This is a genomic window from Kitasatospora sp. NPDC057518 (assembly GCF_042802075.1).
In the GTDB taxonomy this organism is placed as follows: domain Bacteria; phylum Actinomycetota; class Actinomycetes; order Streptomycetales; family Streptomycetaceae; genus Kitasatospora.
Map to the genome: position 1 here is coordinate 1 of NZ_JBHVEU010000212.1, position 15,107 is coordinate 15,107.

Annotated in this window: 18 protein-coding genes; 8 read left to right on the forward strand and 10 right to left on the reverse strand. The window is 72.8% G+C overall.

Annotated elements, in window-relative coordinates; translation table 11 throughout:
* Positions 1-39: 39 nt before the first annotated feature.
* The 6 genes from ACFU7Z_RS21850 to ACFU7Z_RS21875 form a co-directional block, all read right to left on the reverse strand.
* A complete protein-coding gene (locus tag ACFU7Z_RS21850) occupies positions 40-471 on the reverse strand; it encodes an SHOCT domain-containing protein (protein ID WP_049658799.1) in 432 nt (143 codons plus the stop codon).
* A 98-nt stretch (positions 472-569) separates the two neighbouring features.
* On the reverse strand, positions 570-1,154 hold the full coding sequence (locus tag ACFU7Z_RS21855; protein ID WP_079272066.1) for an NUDIX domain-containing protein: 585 nt from the start codon (positions 1,152-1,154) through the stop codon (positions 570-572).
* A complete protein-coding gene (locus tag ACFU7Z_RS21860; RefSeq protein ID WP_074002218.1) occupies positions 1,154-2,311 on the reverse strand; it encodes a type III polyketide synthase in 1,158 nt (385 codons plus the stop codon). The genes ACFU7Z_RS21855 and ACFU7Z_RS21860 overlap by 1 nt, the downstream gene beginning before the upstream one ends.
* A 133-nt stretch (positions 2,312-2,444) precedes the next feature.
* Positions 2,445-3,653: a cytochrome P450 gene (locus ACFU7Z_RS21865; protein WP_380779027.1), complete on the reverse strand. Its 1,209-nt coding sequence runs from the start codon at positions 3,651-3,653 to the stop codon at positions 2,445-2,447.
* Positions 3,654-3,842: 189 nt separating this feature from the next.
* Positions 3,843-4,541: a response regulator transcription factor gene (locus tag ACFU7Z_RS21870; RefSeq protein WP_255357472.1), complete on the reverse strand. Its 699-nt coding sequence runs from the start codon at positions 4,539-4,541 to the stop codon at positions 3,843-3,845.
* Between the two features lie 11 nt (positions 4,542-4,552).
* Positions 4,553-5,425: a sensor histidine kinase gene (locus tag ACFU7Z_RS21875; RefSeq protein WP_380779029.1), complete on the reverse strand. Its 873-nt coding sequence runs from the start codon at positions 5,423-5,425 to the stop codon at positions 4,553-4,555.
* A gap of 117 nt (positions 5,426-5,542) precedes the next feature.
* On the opposite strand from ACFU7Z_RS21875, the gene ACFU7Z_RS21880 reads away from it, so the two are divergent.
* The 3 genes from ACFU7Z_RS21880 (at position 5,543) to hemC (ending at position 9,637) form a co-directional block, all read left to right on the forward strand.
* Positions 5,543-6,268 carry an ABC transporter ATP-binding protein gene (locus tag ACFU7Z_RS21880; protein ID WP_049651382.1) on the forward strand — a complete coding sequence of 242 codons (726 nt, stop codon included), beginning with the start codon at positions 5,543-5,545 and terminating at the stop codon, positions 6,266-6,268.
* Positions 6,265-8,574 carry an FtsX-like permease family protein gene (locus ACFU7Z_RS21885; RefSeq protein WP_380743819.1) on the forward strand — a complete coding sequence of 770 codons (2,310 nt, stop codon included), beginning with the start codon at positions 6,265-6,267 and terminating at the stop codon, positions 8,572-8,574. The genes ACFU7Z_RS21880 and ACFU7Z_RS21885 overlap by 4 nt, the downstream gene beginning before the upstream one ends.
* 127 nt (positions 8,575-8,701) lie before the next feature.
* Positions 8,702-9,637 carry a hydroxymethylbilane synthase gene (gene hemC, locus ACFU7Z_RS21890; RefSeq protein ID WP_049651384.1) on the forward strand — a complete coding sequence of 312 codons (936 nt, stop codon included), beginning with the start codon at positions 8,702-8,704 and terminating at the stop codon, positions 9,635-9,637.
* Positions 9,638-9,641: 4 nt separating this feature from the next.
* Here the strand turns inward: hemC and ACFU7Z_RS21895 are convergent, their stop codons facing one another.
* On the reverse strand, positions 9,642-10,244 hold the full coding sequence (locus ACFU7Z_RS21895) for a GrpB family protein (RefSeq protein ID WP_241852848.1): 603 nt from the start codon (positions 10,242-10,244) through the stop codon (positions 9,642-9,644).
* A gap of 220 nt (positions 10,245-10,464) precedes the next feature.
* Here ACFU7Z_RS21895 and ACFU7Z_RS21900 point away from each other — a divergent pair, with 220 nt between their 5' ends.
* Positions 10,465-10,995 carry a hypothetical protein gene (locus ACFU7Z_RS21900; RefSeq protein WP_380779032.1) on the forward strand — a complete coding sequence of 177 codons (531 nt, stop codon included), beginning with the start codon at positions 10,465-10,467 and terminating at the stop codon, positions 10,993-10,995.
* 20 nt (positions 10,996-11,015) lie between these two features.
* Here the strand turns inward: ACFU7Z_RS21900 and ACFU7Z_RS21905 are convergent, their stop codons facing one another.
* Positions 11,016-11,540 (reverse strand): ArsR/SmtB family transcription factor, encoded by a 525-nt coding sequence (locus tag ACFU7Z_RS21905; RefSeq protein WP_380779035.1) that lies wholly within the window; start codon positions 11,538-11,540, stop codon positions 11,016-11,018.
* Between the two features lie 65 nt (positions 11,541-11,605).
* On the opposite strand from ACFU7Z_RS21905, the gene def reads away from it, so the two are divergent.
* Positions 11,606-12,190, forward strand: a complete 585-nt coding sequence (gene def, locus ACFU7Z_RS21910) for a peptide deformylase (protein ID WP_049651387.1) — start codon at positions 11,606-11,608, stop codon at positions 12,188-12,190.
* Complete coding sequence (locus tag ACFU7Z_RS21915) at positions 12,187-12,843, forward strand: class I SAM-dependent methyltransferase (RefSeq protein WP_380779038.1); 657 nt, start codon at positions 12,187-12,189, stop codon at positions 12,841-12,843. The genes def and ACFU7Z_RS21915 overlap by 4 nt, the downstream gene beginning before the upstream one ends.
* Before the next feature lie 168 nt (positions 12,844-13,011).
* Here the strand turns inward: ACFU7Z_RS21915 and ACFU7Z_RS21920 are convergent, their stop codons facing one another.
* The gene (locus ACFU7Z_RS21920) at positions 13,012-13,203 is read right to left on the reverse strand and encodes a DUF397 domain-containing protein (protein WP_380779041.1); all 192 of its coding nucleotides are present in this window, start codon (positions 13,201-13,203) and stop codon (positions 13,012-13,014) included.
* Positions 13,200-14,069, reverse strand: a complete 870-nt coding sequence (locus ACFU7Z_RS21925) for a Scr1 family TA system antitoxin-like transcriptional regulator (RefSeq protein ID WP_380779043.1) — start codon at positions 14,067-14,069, stop codon at positions 13,200-13,202. The genes ACFU7Z_RS21920 and ACFU7Z_RS21925 overlap by 4 nt, the downstream gene beginning before the upstream one ends.
* A 122-nt stretch (positions 14,070-14,191) precedes the next feature.
* Here ACFU7Z_RS21925 and ACFU7Z_RS21930 point away from each other — a divergent pair, with 122 nt between their 5' ends.
* Both ACFU7Z_RS21930 and ACFU7Z_RS21935 read left to right on the forward strand, forming a co-directional pair.
* Positions 14,192-14,677 carry an ATP-binding protein gene (locus tag ACFU7Z_RS21930; RefSeq protein WP_380743810.1) on the forward strand — a complete coding sequence of 162 codons (486 nt, stop codon included), beginning with the start codon at positions 14,192-14,194 and terminating at the stop codon, positions 14,675-14,677.
* 231 nt (positions 14,678-14,908) lie between these two features.
* The coding region (locus ACFU7Z_RS21935) for a hypothetical protein (protein WP_380779045.1) at positions 14,909-15,107 on the forward strand (199 nt) is incomplete at its 3' end.

Consider the following 15,107-nt stretch of genomic DNA (forward strand, 5'->3'; position numbering starts at 1 on the left):
CGTCACGGTGCGTCCACCGGCCCCGGCCGTCCGTGCGGGTCAGGCCAGGAGCTTGTCCTTGGCCTTCTGGTACTCCTCGTCGGAGATGGCGCCCTTCTCCTTCAGGTCCGCCAGTTTCGCCAGGTCGTCGACGTGGCTGCCGCCACCGCCTCCGCCGCCCGCCGGTGCCGTTCCGGCGGCGTCCCGGATGTAGGACTTGAACGCGGCCTCGGACCGCTCCGCCTGTTCGACGTCCCGCTTGCCCATCGACTGCCCGCGGGCGATCAGGTAGGCGAGGACGCCGATCAGCGGCAGGATGATCACCAGGACCAGCCAGCCGGCCTTGGCCCAGCCGCCGAGGTCGTGGCTGCGGAAGATGTCCGTGATGATCTTGAACAGCAGGAAGAACCAGAGGATCCAGAGGAACAGCTCCAGCATCGTCCAGAAGATGTGGAGTGCCGGGTAGTCCACGGCCAGCAGTTTGGTGTCCATGGCCGAGTCATATCACCGCAAAACGGACATGGCCTGCTGCTGTTCGGCTGTTCCGGTGGTCTTCCGTCCCAGTGGGAATATCCCGGCGGGGAGCGGTTTCAGCCCAGCCCGGCCCGTCGGCGCAGCTCCACCGCCAGCGCGACCAGCTCGCCCCACCAGGCGTCGTGCCCGGCCAGCAGCAGCCGCTGGGCCTCCGCGGGCGGCACCGGACGGACCTCGACCACCTGCTCGCCGTCCGCCGGGTTGGTCGGCGCGGAGTCCAGCGCGACCTCGCCCCAGCCCCACAGCCAGGCCTTCTCCGGGTGCGGCTGCCACGGCCGGTACGGCACCGGGTCCTCGGTGCGGCAGCGGTGCGCGCCCAGCCAGTGCGGCTCGCCGAGCATCCGGGCGCCGGCCTCCTCGCGCAGCTCCCGGGCCAGGCAGGCGACGATGCCCTCGTCCTGCTCCCGGGTGCCGCCGGGCAGGAACCAGTGGTCCCGGTCGTCCCGGCAGAGCACGACCTGACCGTCCGCGAAGCCGACCAGGTGGATGTTGGTGACCAGGGCGTCCGGCGGCGGCTCGGTGGAGAACTGCGCGTCGAAGCGGCCCCAGCTCCAGTACTGCGGCGCGTGCAACGCCGGGAACAGGGCGGCGAGTTCGGCTGATCTGGCAGAGGTGTCGGTGCGCTCCGTGGTATCGGTCATCAGGAGATCGTAGTGCCGGTCGGGAAACGGCGGGGGACGGTCGGATGGACGAGCGCGATGTCGGAGGTGGAGATGGCGCGCGGCCGGCGCGGACGCGCCCCTTCGGCCGGTGCGCCGACCCAACTGCCCAGCGAGATCTCGGCGGTGATGCCCGGTCCGAAGCCCGCGATCAGCCCGGTGGTGCCCTCGGGCACGCCGCCGTCGGCGAACAGCCGGGCCAGGGCGTCGAAGACGACGGCGCTGGCGATGTTGCCGCGCTCGGTGAGCGTCGCCCGGCTGTAGCGGAAGGTGGCCGGCTCCAGGTTGAGGAAGCGGCACAGGTCGTCCAGGATGCGCGGGCCGCCCGCGTGCACGATGTAGAAGCCGAGCCCGGAGACGTCCCAGCCGTGCTCCCCGGCCAGGCCGCGCAGCGCGGGCGCGAGCAGCTCCATGGTGCCGGGCACCCGCCGGTCCAGCTGGAAGTGGAAGCCGGTGTCCTTCACCCCGTACGAGATCCAGTCCTCGGTGTGCGGGACGAGGTGCGAGCCGTTGCGCTCGACCTGCACGCCGTGCCCGCCGTTCCCGCGCATCACCACGGCGGCGACCGCGTCGCCGAACAGCCCGTTGGAGAGCAGCGAGCCGACGTCGAGGTCGGTCGGCTGGTAGCAGAGCGAGCAGAACTCGCAGGCGACGATCAGCACGTTGGCGCCCGGGTAGGCGCGGCAGAAGTCGTGCGCCCGGTTGACGGCGGCGCCGCCGGCCGCGCAGCCGAGCTGGGCGATCGGCACCTGGCGGGTGTCGGAGCGGAAGCCCATGGTGTTGATCAGCCAGGCGGTCATCGACGGCATCATGAAGCCGGTGCAGGACACGTAGACGATCAGGTCGATGTCCCGGGCGGTCAACTCGCCGTGGGCGAGGGCGCGTTCGACCACCTCGGGGACGCGCCGCTTGGCCTCGCGCTCGTACACCTCGTTGCGGACGGTGAAGCCCGGGTGGGCGAGGGTCCGTTCGATCGGCTGGACCAGGTGCCGGGTGCGCACCCCGGTGTTCTCGATCAGCCGCAGTGCCAGGCCGAGTTGGGGGTGGCCGGCGTGCAGGGTGCGGGCCAGGGCGAGGGTCTCGTCGAGGGTGATGACGTGCTCGGGTACGGCGATGGCGGGGCGGCAGAGTGTTGCCATGGGTACGGGTCTCCCCTGGGGGCCTGGTGGCAGGCATGGTGGATGCGTGGAGCGGTGCGGACGCCGCGGCGGCCGTGGGCGGCGGGCGGCGGCGGGTGGTGGTGACGGGTGGCGGCGGCAGGCGGGGAGTCGGCTACCAGGCCACCGGCAGGGTGCGCGGGAAGCGCCAGATCGAGCCGGAGTTCCAGTCGAGTTCGGACGGCTCGACGGCCAGCCGCAGGCCGGGGAAGCGGCGCAGCAGGGTGCCGATGGCGACCTGCAGCTCCATCAGGGCCAGGTGCGAGCCGAGGCAGCGGTGCTGGCCGTACCCGAAGGTCATGTTGACGGGCCCGGCGTCGCGGTCGAGGTCGAGTTCGTCGGGGCGCTCGTAGGCCGCCGGGTCCCGGTTGGCGGTCAGGTAGGAGACGTGCACGGCCTCGCCGGCCCGGATCAGCACGCCGCCCAGTTCGACGTCCTCGGTGGCGACCCGGGCGATGCCGACGCCCTGGCGGAACGGGATGAAGCGCAGCAGCTCCTCCAGGGCGCGGGGCAGCGTCTCGGGCCGGGCGCGCAGCTTGGCGAGCTGCTCGGGGTGGGTGAGCAGGGTGTAGGTGAGGTTGCCGAGCTGGTAGGTGCTGGTGTCGTGGCCGGTGACCAGCAGGACCATCGCCATGACGGTCAGCTCGTCCGGGGCCAGCAGTTCGTCGCCGTCGCGGGCGGTGGCCAGGGCGCTGATCAGGTCCTCGCCGGGGCGGGCGCGGCGCTCGGCCGTCAGCCCGGTGAAGTAGTCGCGCAGCGCGCTCTTGGCGGCCTCCTGGCCGTCCCGGCTGCCGGGGCCCATCCGCATCATCGCCACGGCGTGGCCGCGCAGTTCGGCGCGGTCGGCGGCGGGGATGCCCAGCAGTTCGCAGATGGTGGTGAGGGGGAGGCGGCCGGCCAGGAAGTGCATCAGGTCGGCGGGGGCGCCGTGTTCGGTCATCTCGTCGAAGTAGCCGTCGACGGTCCGCTGGGTGGCCGGGCGCATCCGTTCGACCTGGCGGTTGGTGAAGCCCTGGGCGACGAGCCGGCGCAGCCGGTTGTGGGCGGGCGGGTCCATCAGGTTGATCGCCTCGGCCTGGGCGATCGGGGCGGGCGTCATCCGGGGCAGGTCGCGGCCGATGCCGGCGGCGCGGCTGAACCGGCGGTCGCTGGTGACCACCTTGACGTCCTCGTAGCGGGTGGCCAGCCAGGCCTCGCCCTCGCCGTGCGGCAGCCGGATCCTGGCGACCGGGGCCTCGGTGAGCAGTCGCTTCAGGAGGGGGTCGAACTCCAGGCCGTCGGTGTGGTGGAAGGGGCAGTCCCACACGGGGGCGGTGGTGGTCACGGGCCGGTCCAAGTGTTCTCGTCATGCCGGGGGGTGGCGCCCGAGGTGGTGGTCACGTTCGGGCGTGGACATGCAGATGGTGCCCCATGAACTGGCAAAAAGGAGAACGTGGTGAAGAGAGTTAACTCCAAGGAGTGAGATTGGGCTGATATTCATGCCAATCAGCATGAGGTCAAGGGAAGTTGACGTTCAGTCGGCGCCGCCCGGCGCGACCAGCCCGGTCTCGTAGGCGAGCACCACCGCCTGCGCCCGGTCCCGCAGGTTCAGCTTGGCGAAGATCCGGGCCACGTGGGTCTTCACCGTCGACTCGCTGAGCGTCAGTTCGCGCGCCAGCTCGGTGTTGGACAGCCCGCGCCCGAGCAGCGCCAGCACCTCCGCCTCGCGCGGGGTGAGCGGCGCGAGGTCGCGGTGCAGCGCCGGGCCGTCGGCGCCCGGGGCCGGGCGCGGGGCGCCGGCCGCGAACCGCTCGACCAGGCGCCGGGTGATCGAGGGGGCGAGCAGCGCGTCCCCGGTGTCCACCAGCCGTACGGCGGCGGCGAGGTGGGCGGAGGTGACGTCCTTGAGCAGGAAGCCGCTGGCCCCGGCGGACAGCGCGGCGTAGACGTAGTGGTCCAGGTCGAAGGTGGTCAGCATGATCACCCGGCAGCCGGGCACCTGGGCCAGGATGCGCCGGGCGGCCTCCAGGCCGTCCGTGCCGGGCATCCGGATGTCCAGCAGCGCCACGTCCGGGCGGTGCAGGACGGCGGCGGCCACCGCCTCGGCGCCGTCCGAGGCCTCGGCGACCACGTCGATGCCGCGCGCGGTGAGGATCATCCGGAAGCCGGTGCGGACCAGCTCCTGGTCGTCGGCGATCACCACCCGGGGGCGGCGCTCCTGGTCCTGGGGCACGTTCTCCTCCGTCACGGCCGGTCCAGCGGGATGCGGGCGCGGACCCGGAAGCCGCCGCCGAGCCGGCGCCGGGCGTCCAGGTCCCCGCCGTACACCGCGACGCGCTCGCGCAGGCCGATCAGCCCGCGCCCGGCGCCGTCCGGCCTCGGCCCGTCCGGTCCGGCTCGTCCGCCTGACGCGGCGGCCGCCCCGGAGAGCACGCTCGGACCGCTGTTGAGCACCTCCACCCGCAGGTAGTGGTCCGCGTAGCGCACCGTCACCTCCGCCGTCACCCCGTCCCCGTGCTTGAGCGCATTGGTCAGCGCCTCCTGGATGATCCGGTACGCCGTCACGTCGATCCCGCCCGGCAGCGGCCTCGGCTCGCCCGAGACCCGCACCTCGACCGGCAGCCCGGCGAAGGCGAACCGGTCGATCAGCGGGCTCAGCCGGCTCAGGCTGGGCTGCGGCGCGAAGCCGTCCGGCGCGGGCTCCTCGCTGCCGTCCGCGGCGGGGGCCAGCAGGCCGAGCAGGTGCCGCAGCTCGGTCATCGTGTCCCGCCCGGCCGCCTCGACCGCGGCCATCGCGGCCGCCGCCTCCGCGGGCATGGTGGCCAGCACCTCGCGCGCGGCCCCGGCCTGCACCACCATCAGGCTCACGTTGTGGCTCACGATGTCGTGCAACTCGGCGGCGATCCGGGACCGTTCGGCCTCCACGGCGGTCCGGGCGGCGCTCTCCCGCTCCCGTTCCAGCAGCCAGCCGCGTTCGCCGATGGCCGCCCGGTGCAGCCGCCGCGCCCGGGCGAGCGCCACCGCCAGCCAGCCGGCCGCCGTGCCCGCCGCACCGGCCGTCGCGACGGCCGCCCACTCCCACCCCGTTCCCCACACGGCGACAGCCTCCCAGGTCACCGCATGATCCACATCATCCGGGGGTGCCGCCCCCGTACATCCCGGGTACTACGGCCGCCGCGGTTACACCCGGGGTGGGACGTGCCGGCGATGGCCCCGCGCCTACGGTCGTCCACCATGAGCAACGACCACGACGGGACCTCCCGGCCGGACGACGCGCAGGTCGTCGTCGAGCTGTCCGGGGTGCACAAGGAGTTCGGCGACGCCAAGGCGCTCGACGGCGTCGACCTGCGGATCCGCGCCGGCGAGGCGGTCGCCGTGATGGGCCCCTCGGGGTGCGGCAAGTCCACCCTGCTGAACATGGTGGCCGGACTGGACCGGCCCACCGCCGGCACCGTCCGGGTGCAGGGCCAGGACCTCGGGCGGCTGAACGAGAACGGGCTGGCCCTGTTCCGCCGCCGGCACGTCGGCATGATCTTCCAGTTCTTCAACCTGATCGACGACCTCCCGGCCCTCGACAACGTCGCCCTGGCCGCCCAGCTGACCGGCACCGGCGCCCGCCAGGCCCGCCGCCGGGCGCTGGAGCTGCTGGACGAACTCGGCGTCGCGCACCGCAAGGACGTCTACCCGGCCACGCTCAGCGGCGGCGAGCGCCAGCGCGTCGCGGTGGCCCGCGCCCTGATGAACCGCCCGGCCCTGCTGCTCGCCGACGAGCCCACCGGCGCCCTGGACAGCCGCTCCGGAGAGCAGGTGATGGACCTCCTGATCGACCTCAACCAGATCGGCCAGACCCTGCTGATCGTCACCCACGACCCCGCCCTGGCCACCCGCTGCGCCAGCCGGCTGGTCGAGGTCGCGGACGGCCGGGTGGCCGGCGACCGGATGCTGGAGGCGTCCGCATGACCGGCGCCGTCTGGCGTGCCTCCCGGGCGGCCGTGAAGCGCCGCCGGGTGCAGACCATCGTGATCGGCCTGGTCGTCTTCTGCTCCACCACGACCGTGCTGCTCGCCCTCGCGGTGATCAGTGCCGCCCGGGCCCCCTTCGACGACGCCTTCTCCCAGCAGCGCGGCGCCCACGTCGTCGCGACCTTCGACCCGGCCGGGGCCACGCCGGAACAGCTGGCCGCCACCGCCCACCGGCCCGGCGTCGAGGCCGCCGCCGGGCCGTTCGACCAGGCCGTGGTGGAGATCCCCACCGACTGGGTCGGCAGCCCGCCCGGAGCGCTCACCCTGGTCGGCCGCTCCGACCCGGCCGGCCCGGTGGACCGGGTGCAACTGCTGGGCGGCCGCTGGGCGAGCAAGCCCGGCGAGGTCGTCATCAACGAGCCGTTCGGCGGCTACTCGCCCGCCAACCTGGACTACCCGCTGCCCCTCAGCGGCGGCCGGACGCTGACCATCGTCGGCTACGCCACCAGCATGAGCCAGAGCGCGGGCGGCTGGGTCACCCCCGAACAGGCCGCCGACCTGCACCCCAGCGCCCGGCAGATGCTCTACCGGTTCTCCGACGCCTCCGACGAACAGCGGCTCACCTCCGCCCTGGCCACCGCCACCGAGGGCCTGCCGAAGGACGCGCTCACCAACGTCCAGTCCTACCTGGTGCTCAAGGACGCCTTCTCCGCGGGCGCCGACGCCTACCTGCCGCTGATGACGGTCTTCGGCGTGCTCGGCCTGGTCGTCGCCGCGCTGATCGTCGGCAACGTGGTGAGCGGCGCGGTCGTCTCCGGCTACCGGCACATCGGCGTGCTGAAGGCGATCGGCTTCACCCCGCGCCAGGTGGTCACCGTCTACCTGACCATGGTCTCGGTACCCGCCGTCGCCGGCACCGTCCTCGGCACCGCGGCCGGCTGGGTGGCGGCCCACCCGATCCTCCAGTCCGCCTTCTCCGGGATCACCACCGGCACCGCCGTCATCGAACCGGCCGGCTGGCTGCCCGCCGCCACCCTGGTCAGCGTCCCGCTGCTGGTGGTCCTCGCCGCCCTCCTCCCCGCCTCGCGCGCCCACCGGCTGTCCGCCGCCCAGGCCATCTCGGCCGGCAGCGCACCGCGCGCCGGGCGCGGACTGAAGGTCCAGCGCCTGCTGAGCGGCACCCGCCTGCCGCGCGCCGTCAGCCTCGGCCTCGGCCAGCCCTTCGCCCGCCCCGGCCGCACCGCGCTCACCATGTCGGCGATCGTGCTCGGCGTGCTCACCGTGACCGTGACGTCGGGACTGGGCACCACCCTGACCAGGCTGGTGGGCCACAACGACGGCCACACCCACGTCAGGGTGCAGACCGCCCACTTCGCGGGCAACAAGACCGAGCCCCGGCTCACCCCCGCCCAGACCGAGACGATGCTGCGGACCACCCCCGGCGCCGACCAGGTCCACGTCCGCGGGCTGGTCAAGGTCGGGCTGGTCGGCTTCACCCAGCCGGTCTTCGCCGACTTCCTCAGCGGCGACGGGATCGCTGAGCAGCTGCAGCGCGAGGTGGTCAGGGGCCGCGCGGCGACCGGGCCGAACGAGATCGAGGCCGGGCCCTCCTTCCTCCGGGAGCACGGACTCAGGCTCGGCGACCGGCTCACCCTCGACCTCGACGGCCGGCGGCTGACCGTCACCGTCGTCGGCGAGGTGGTCCAGGGCAACGCCCGGGCCTTCACGTCCAACGACCTCACCCGGGCCGCGCTCACCGACGACCCGCACGCGGTCGAGTACGACATCAGCCTCGCCGAGGGCGCCGACGCCCAGGCGTACCAGCGGGCCGTGACGGCCGCCGACCCGAGCCTCTCGGCCCAGGTGTTCGCGCCCGACCCGTCCGGCCCGATCGTCGCGGTGATCAGCTTCGCCACGATCTTCACCGTCCTGCTGTCGGTGGTCGCCGCGCTGGGCGTCTTCAACACCCTGCTGCTCACCATCCGCGAGCGCCGCCGGGACCTCGGCATGCTCAAGTCGATCGGCATGACACCCCGCCAGGTGGTGACGATGACGATCACCTCGGTGGCCTGGCAGGGCGTGGTCAGCGCGCTCATCGGCGTCCCGGCCGGCATCCTGGCGCACCGGCTGCTCATCGAGAACGTCGGGAGCATCCTCTTCCCGGAGTGGACGATGGACGTCTGGAGCGCCCCGCTGCTCACCGGCGTCGGCGTCGCGGGCGTCGCCATCGCCGTCCTCGGCGCGCTCGTCCCGGCCCGTTCGGCCGCCCGGCTGCCGATCGCCGAGGTGCTCCACAACGAGTGAGTCCGGGGTGGGGGACGGCCGGTCGGATCATCCGACCGGCCGTCCGCCGTGCGCGGGTCCGCCGCGTTCCCGTCACGGAACTGACGCATGCTCAGTCCGTGCCGTGAGGACGCCTATCATCTGCGCCATGGCCACCGCTGAGCTGATCCGCATCGTCTCCCGCTCCTCGCCCATGGCACTGGCCCAGGTCGAGCGGGTCCGCACCGAACTCGCCGCCCTGCACCCGGGGCTGCGCACCGAGGTGGTGCCCGTCACCACCTCGGGCGACCGCTGGACGGGTGATCTCGCCGCCCTCGGCGGCAAGGGCGCCTTCACCAAGGAGGTCGACGCCGCGCTGCTCGCCGGGGAGGCCGACGTCGCCGTCCACTGCCTCAAGGACGTGCCCGCCGACCGACCGCTGCCGGCGGGCACCGTCTTCGCCGCCTACCTGCGCCGCGACGACATCCGCGACGCCCTCGTCCACCCCGGCGGCCTGCCGCTGGCCGCGCTCCCGCCCGGCACCCGGATCGGCACCTCCTCCGTCCGCCGGGTCGCCCAACTCGCCGCCTCCCACCCGCACCTGGAGTGCCTCCCGATCCGCGGCAACGCCAACAGCCGGCTCGCCAAGCTGGACGCCGGGGACGTCGACGCGCTGCTGCTCGCCCTCTCCGGCCTGGAGCGGATCGGCGAGCAGGCGCGGATCACCGAGGTGCTCGGCATCGAGGCGATGTGCCCGCCGATCGGCGCCGGCATCCTCGTCCTGCAGTGCCGCGAGGGCGACACCGCGACCATCGAGGCGGTCACCGGCCTCGGCCACCACGACACCTGGCGCGAGGCGGCGGCCGAGCGGATGTTCCTGCACGCGCTCCAGGGCCACTGCAACAGCCCGATCGCCGGGTACGCCAGGGCCGAGCGGGACGGCCGCCTCTCGCTGCGCGGCCGGGTCTTCACCCCGGACGGCAAGCAGGTGCTGGACGCCCACGAGTGGGCGGGCGCGCTCAGCCCGGAGGACCTCGGGACGTCGGTGGCGCTGGCGCTCAAGCGGCAGGGCGCGCAGGAGCTGATCTCCTCGATCCCGCACTGAGCGCCTATTCCGCTTCGGCCGCGGCCCGTTCGATGATGCCGGCGATCACCTCGGTCTTGGCGTCGGCGTAGTTCTGCAGGTACTCCCAGGACTGCTCGGCCAGGGCCCGCTTGGCGTCGGCGTACAGCTCGCGGTCGCCGCGGTGGCGGCGCAGCCGGTCGCGGAAGCGCAGCATCCGCCCGATCTCGGGGCATCCGGCGGACAGCACGTGCAGGTTGGCGTAGTCGGCACTGGGGTCGATGGCGTACCGGCGCAGGACGCGGTGCTCGTACCAGTCGGGTTCGCGGACGGCGAGCCGGTAGCCCAGGGCTTCGAGGGCGGGCACGTAGGCCGCCTCGTCGGCGGAGTCGGGCACGATCAGCAGCATGTCGACGACCGGTTTGGCGGGGAGGTCGGGCACGGAGGTGGAACCGACGTGCTCGATCCGGTGGTCGAGGTGGGCCAGGGACTCCGCCATGCCGGCGGCCTCCCGCTGGTAGGCCGCGGGCCACCGCGGGTCGTGGTCGCGCAGGACGATCCGGCCGTCGGGCCTGGTGGGCGCACCCAGGTTGGCCGCCTCGATCTCCTCGGTGGTCATGGGGACGCGCGGGATCTCCTGCTCGGGCACGGCCGGCTCCTGTTCCTCGGGTGCTGGTCAAGGGGGTCCCCGTCGGGGGACCGGCCCAGTAGACCAGGACGCGTCGGCCTTCGCGCGGCCGTCGGGTCGGGGCCGCGTCGGCTTCCGCGCGGTCGCCTGACGGTCCGCGCGGTGAGCGGATGGTGACGCTCCGGAGGTTTTTCTCTTCCGGGTGAGAACCGGCCGGGTGCGCGGGGCGTCCGTTTGAGGCGTGATCAGTGCGGTGCTCGGCGGGATGCCGATGTTCTGGCCCGGGTTGCTGCTCTCGCTGGTGCCCGCGGCCCTGTTGAACCGGCCGGTGGGGCGGTTGCTGCGGGCCCACTGGGTGGTGGGCTTCGTCCTGCTGCTCGGGCTCGGCGGGGTGGTCGTGGCGACCCTGCTGCCGGAGGCGTTCCGGCTCTCGGAGGGCGCCGTCCGGCACTGCGCCGTGGCGGGCGGCCGGCCGCGGTCGCCGTACGAGCTGCTGCACGTCCGGCACATCGAACTCAAGCTGGCGACCTACGCCCCGGTCGGTTTCGCGGCGGCGCTGGCGGGCCCCCGGCGGCGGGTGGCGGCGCTGCTGGGTGCGGCGGTGCTGCCGTTCGCGGTGTCGGCGGTGCACTACGCGCTGCCGGCGATCGGGCGGGCCTGCGACGTGCAGGACGTCTGGGACGGGGTGCAGGGGGTCGCCTTCGGAGCGGCGGCGGGGTTGGCGGCCGGGCCGCTGGTACGGGCGGTGCGGGCGCGTTCGCGGGCCGTCTGACGGCCTGTCCATCCGGCGGTCTACTGGTCGAGGAGCGGGAAGAGCCGGGTGACGGCGGCGACCGGGCGGGCCCCGGCGGGGCGGGCGGCCGGGTCGGTCTCGCGGCCCCGGTAGCGGGCCAGCGTCCGGCGGACCTCCTCGCCGACGGCGGCCAGTTCCTCGGGCGTCAGGTAGACGACGGCGCTGAAGGCCTCGTCCTGCCGCCACTCGGCCGGGGCCTCGGCGCGCCGGGCGAGCCAGTGCTGGTAGCTCTCGTCCTCCAGGCCGCGCGCCAGCTCGCCGAACGTGCCTTCCACGGCGTCCGGTCGGCTTGTCGGCAGCCGCCAGGGCCGGGCCCGTCCGTCGGTGGCCGGGGCCTCCTCGATCAGCCCGTACCGGGCCAACTGCCGCAGGTGGAACGAGCAGAGGCCGGAGCTGAGGCCGAGTCGGGCGGCGGCCTCGGTGGAGGTGACGGTGCCGTGCTCGCGCTCGGCGAGCAGGTCCAGCAGCGCGGTGCGGACGGCGTGCTCGGGGAGGGGGCCGGTTCTGACGAGGTCTTCGGTCACTTTGCAAAGTCTGCTACTTTGCAAAGTCAGACCGCAAGTACCGTCTCTCGAAGGAGTGCCCTCCCGTGTCCGAGCTGCGCGAACGGCCGACCGTCCTGCGGATCACCGAGGTGGGGGAGGAGATCCTGAGCCGCACTTGCCGGACCGCCACCGAGGAGGACTTCGGCAGCGAGCGCCTGGCCCGGCTCATCGACGACATGTTCGCCACCATGCACGTCGCCGACGGCTGCGGCCTCGCCGCCAACCAGGTGGACGTCGACCTGCGCCTGTTCGTCTACGACTGCCCCGACGACGACGGCGTCCGGCACACCGGCCACGTGCTCAACCCGGTGGTCGACGAGCAGGAGCCCGGCCGCGCACTGATCGAGGAGACCGAGGGCTGCCTCTCCGTCCCCGGCGCGAACACCAAACTCGCCCGCCCCGCCCGCACCGTGGTGCGCGGCGTCGACCAGCACGGCGACCCCGTCGTGATCGAGGGCACCGGCTACTTCGCCCGCTGCCTCCAGCACGAGACCGACCACCTGAACGGCGGCCTCTACATCGACCGCCTCTCCGCCCGCGACCGCAAGCGCATGCTGAAGCAGACCGCCGACCGCCGGGAGAAGGTCTTCGCCGAACGCGCCACCAGGGCTGCCAAGATGGCGCGGTGAACGAACCCGCGCACCTCGCCGCCGTCCGCGCCTCGTACGACGCCGTCGCCGCCGACTACCTCCGCCTCGTCGTCCCGCCGGAGGGCATGGACCCGGTGTCCCGCGCCATGCTCGCCGCCTTCGCGGAGCTGGTACGGGAGTCGGGCGGCGGCGAGGTCGCGGACCTCGGTTGCGGCCCCGGGCGGGTGACGGCGTACCTGTCCGGCCTGGGGCTGCGGGCCTTCGGGGTGGACGTGTCGGGCGAGATGGTCGCGCTCGCCCGCCGGGCCTACCCCCGACTGCGCTTCCTGCACGGCTCGATGGACGCCCTCGACCTCCGCGACGGCGCCCTCGGCGGCATCCTCGCCTGGTACTCCGTCCACCACACCCCGGCCTCGCAACTGCCCGGCCTCTTCACCGAGTTCGCCCGCGTCCTCGCACCCGGCGGCCACCTCCTCCTCGGCGGCCACGTCGGCGAGGCCCAACTGCTGCGCCCGACCCAGGCGTACGGCCACCCGGTGTCGTACGCCTCGCACCTCGTCCCGGCCGGGCACCTCGCCGAACTCCTCGAACGGGCCGGCTTCACCGTCACGGCGCGGACGGAACAGCCGAACCCGCAGCGGGAGAACCGGTCCCACGCCTGCCTGCTGGCCCAGGCGCCCGGTCGCCGCTGAGCCCGGACATCGGCGCGACCCGCCGGACCAGGAAGAGCGTCGGCGGCTGACACACGCCAGCCCGGACCCGTACAGAGTGGATCTGTCGGGTGGGGGCAGGAGGCAGCGGGTACGCCAACGGCCCGCCGCCGGGAAGGCGGTGGGCCGTTTGAGGGGAGCTCTGGTCGGTCAGACCTCGGTGGTGGCGGCGAACTTCACGAAGGCCGCCCAGGCGGTCGGCTCGAAGGCCAGCTGGGGGCCGGTCTTGTCCTTGGAGTCACGCACGTGGACGGTGCTGGGGGTCTCGGCGACCTCGATGCACTCTGCGCCCTCGTTGCTGCTGTAGCTGCTCTTGAACCAAGCCAGCTCGGCCATGTTCATCGCTCTCCCAGGATCATTTCGATCAAGGCCAAGGACGCCCTCATGTTGAGCGCCTGCCCCCTGAGGGTGCCGTACCGTGCAGCCATCTTACGGACTTCTTCCGGCTCCGTGATCAGCCTGTTGACGTGCTGGACTTCCACATACGCGATCGGCGGCCGTCCGGGAGGGGTGAGGAGCGTGAAGGGCCCGCCCATGCCCGCGTTCTCGGGTGCGTCGAGCGGCATGATCTGCAGCTCAAGGCCGCGGATTTCCGCTACTTTGAGAAGTCGTTCGAGCTGCTCTCGATGCACATCCCAACCTCCGATCGGGCGCCGGAGGACGCTTTCGTCGATTACCCAGCTCATGGTTGGCAAGGGCCACCGGGTGAGGATTTCCTGGCGAGCGAGCCGTGCCGCAACCCATGTGTCGATCTGCCCCACCGAGAGCCACGGCCTGCGCATCTCGTAGAGCGCCCGCATGTGAGCTTCGGTCTGAAGCAGTCCAGGAATGAGCAGGGTGCTGTAACTGTGGATCTCCAGGGCCCTGCCTTCCTCCTGGGTGAAGGCCTTGTTGTAGGCGGGGTGCCTCTCGGACACGCGCACCTTCGCCTTCATCACGTCGTCCGCGACGACCTTGAGCAGCCCGCCCGCGTCAAGGGCGTCGTCCACCACCGTCAGGTACTCGATCCTCGGGGTCCGCACGCCCCGCTCCACGGCCCCGACGTGGTCTTCGCTGTAGCCGGTGGTCTTGGCCAGCTGCTTCTGCGTGATTCCCGCCCGCTCGCGGAGGAGTTTGATCATCTTCCCGACCGCGCTGTAGAACTCCGCGACGCCGTCGAAGCCCTCCGCCGTCTCGCCGTCCTCGAAGACGGTTCCCTCAAGGCTCATCGCAGTCCATCTCTTTCGATCTTGGGTCGACCGGCAGGCCAACTATGTGCACCCGTACAGATACTCTCTGTGTCCGCCGGGCTGCTGGCCAGCGTACGTCCGCCCGACCACGCTTGACTCCCATGACGACCGAAACCCCCCTCGAAAACCCCCGGTCCCGTACCGCCCTCTTCGCCGCCACCCCCAAGGGCGCCGCCATCTGCCGGCGCCTGGCGAGGCGTCAACTCACCCACTGGGGGCTGGACTCCACGCACACCGAGCCGTTCCACTGCGCGCTGCTGATCGTCACGGAGCTGGCCGCCAACGCGATCACGCACGGACGCGTTCCGGGGCGCGGGTTCGAGCTTCACCTCTCCCTCACCACCTCCGTGCGCCGGGGCACCACCCTTCGCATCGAGATCAGCGACCCCCGGGGTGACAGACTCCCCGTCCTCCCCACCGTCCACACCCCCAGTGCCCAGACCGGACGCGGCCTCACCCTCATCGACGCCCTCAGCCACCGCTGGGGCACCATCCCCCGCCACCCCAACTCCAAGACCGTGTGGGCCGAACTCGACCTCGTCGCGCCCGCCGCGCCCGATGTCCCCGATGCCCCCGATGTCCCCTGAACCCCGCGATAGCCCAACACCCCACTGAACCAACAGGAGTGGGAAGTCGACCCCTCCGACTTCCCACTCCTCTCGCTTCCTCGCCGACGCCCACCGCCGGTCCGGGGACATCCCAGGTTTGTGGGATACCCCCAGGTCGAGGGGCATTGCCAGGATGTGGCGCACGGAGCCGACCACTCCGGCCGGGCTCCGTCGGAGCGTCCGGCCGTCTCGAAAGAGGGATCCACACCCATGAAGATCCGCCGACTTGTCGCCGCCTCGGCCGTTGCCGCCGTGCTGGCCCCGGTGCTCGTCCTGGCCACCGGGACCCAGGCGAACGCCTACCCGCGGCAGCTGTCGAAGAGGGAGCAGTGCACCGCGGCGTGGAACGTCAACTACTGGTCCGGCGGCGCGTCCTTCGCCCGCGGCCAGTGGGCCGCCTGTATGGCGG

Excerpts from the sequence above, each read along its gene's own strand:
- ACFU7Z_RS21850 (WP_049658799.1), bottom strand. The coding sequence starts at position 471 with ATGGACACCAAACTGCTGGCCGTGGACTACCCGGCACTCCACATCTTC.
- ACFU7Z_RS21855 (WP_079272066.1), bottom strand. The coding sequence starts at position 1,154 with ATGACCGATACCACGGAGCGCACCGACACCTCTGCCAGATCAGCCGAA.
- ACFU7Z_RS21860 (WP_074002218.1), bottom strand. The coding sequence starts at position 2,311 with ATGGCAACACTCTGCCGCCCCGCCATCGCCGTACCCGAGCACGTCATC.
- ACFU7Z_RS21880 (WP_049651382.1), top strand. The coding sequence starts at position 5,543 with ATGAGCAACGACCACGACGGGACCTCCCGGCCGGACGACGCGCAGGTC.
- ACFU7Z_RS21885 (WP_380743819.1), top strand. The coding sequence starts at position 6,265 with ATGACCGGCGCCGTCTGGCGTGCCTCCCGGGCGGCCGTGAAGCGCCGC.
- hemC (WP_049651384.1), top strand. The coding sequence starts at position 8,702 with ATGGCCACCGCTGAGCTGATCCGCATCGTCTCCCGCTCCTCGCCCATG.
- ACFU7Z_RS21920 (WP_380779041.1), bottom strand. The coding sequence starts at position 13,203 with ATGAACATGGCCGAGCTGGCTTGGTTCAAGAGCAGCTACAGCAGCAAC.
- ACFU7Z_RS21925 (WP_380779043.1), bottom strand. The coding sequence starts at position 14,069 with ATGAGCCTTGAGGGAACCGTCTTCGAGGACGGCGAGACGGCGGAGGGC.
- ACFU7Z_RS21930 (WP_380743810.1), top strand. The coding sequence starts at position 14,192 with ATGACGACCGAAACCCCCCTCGAAAACCCCCGGTCCCGTACCGCCCTC.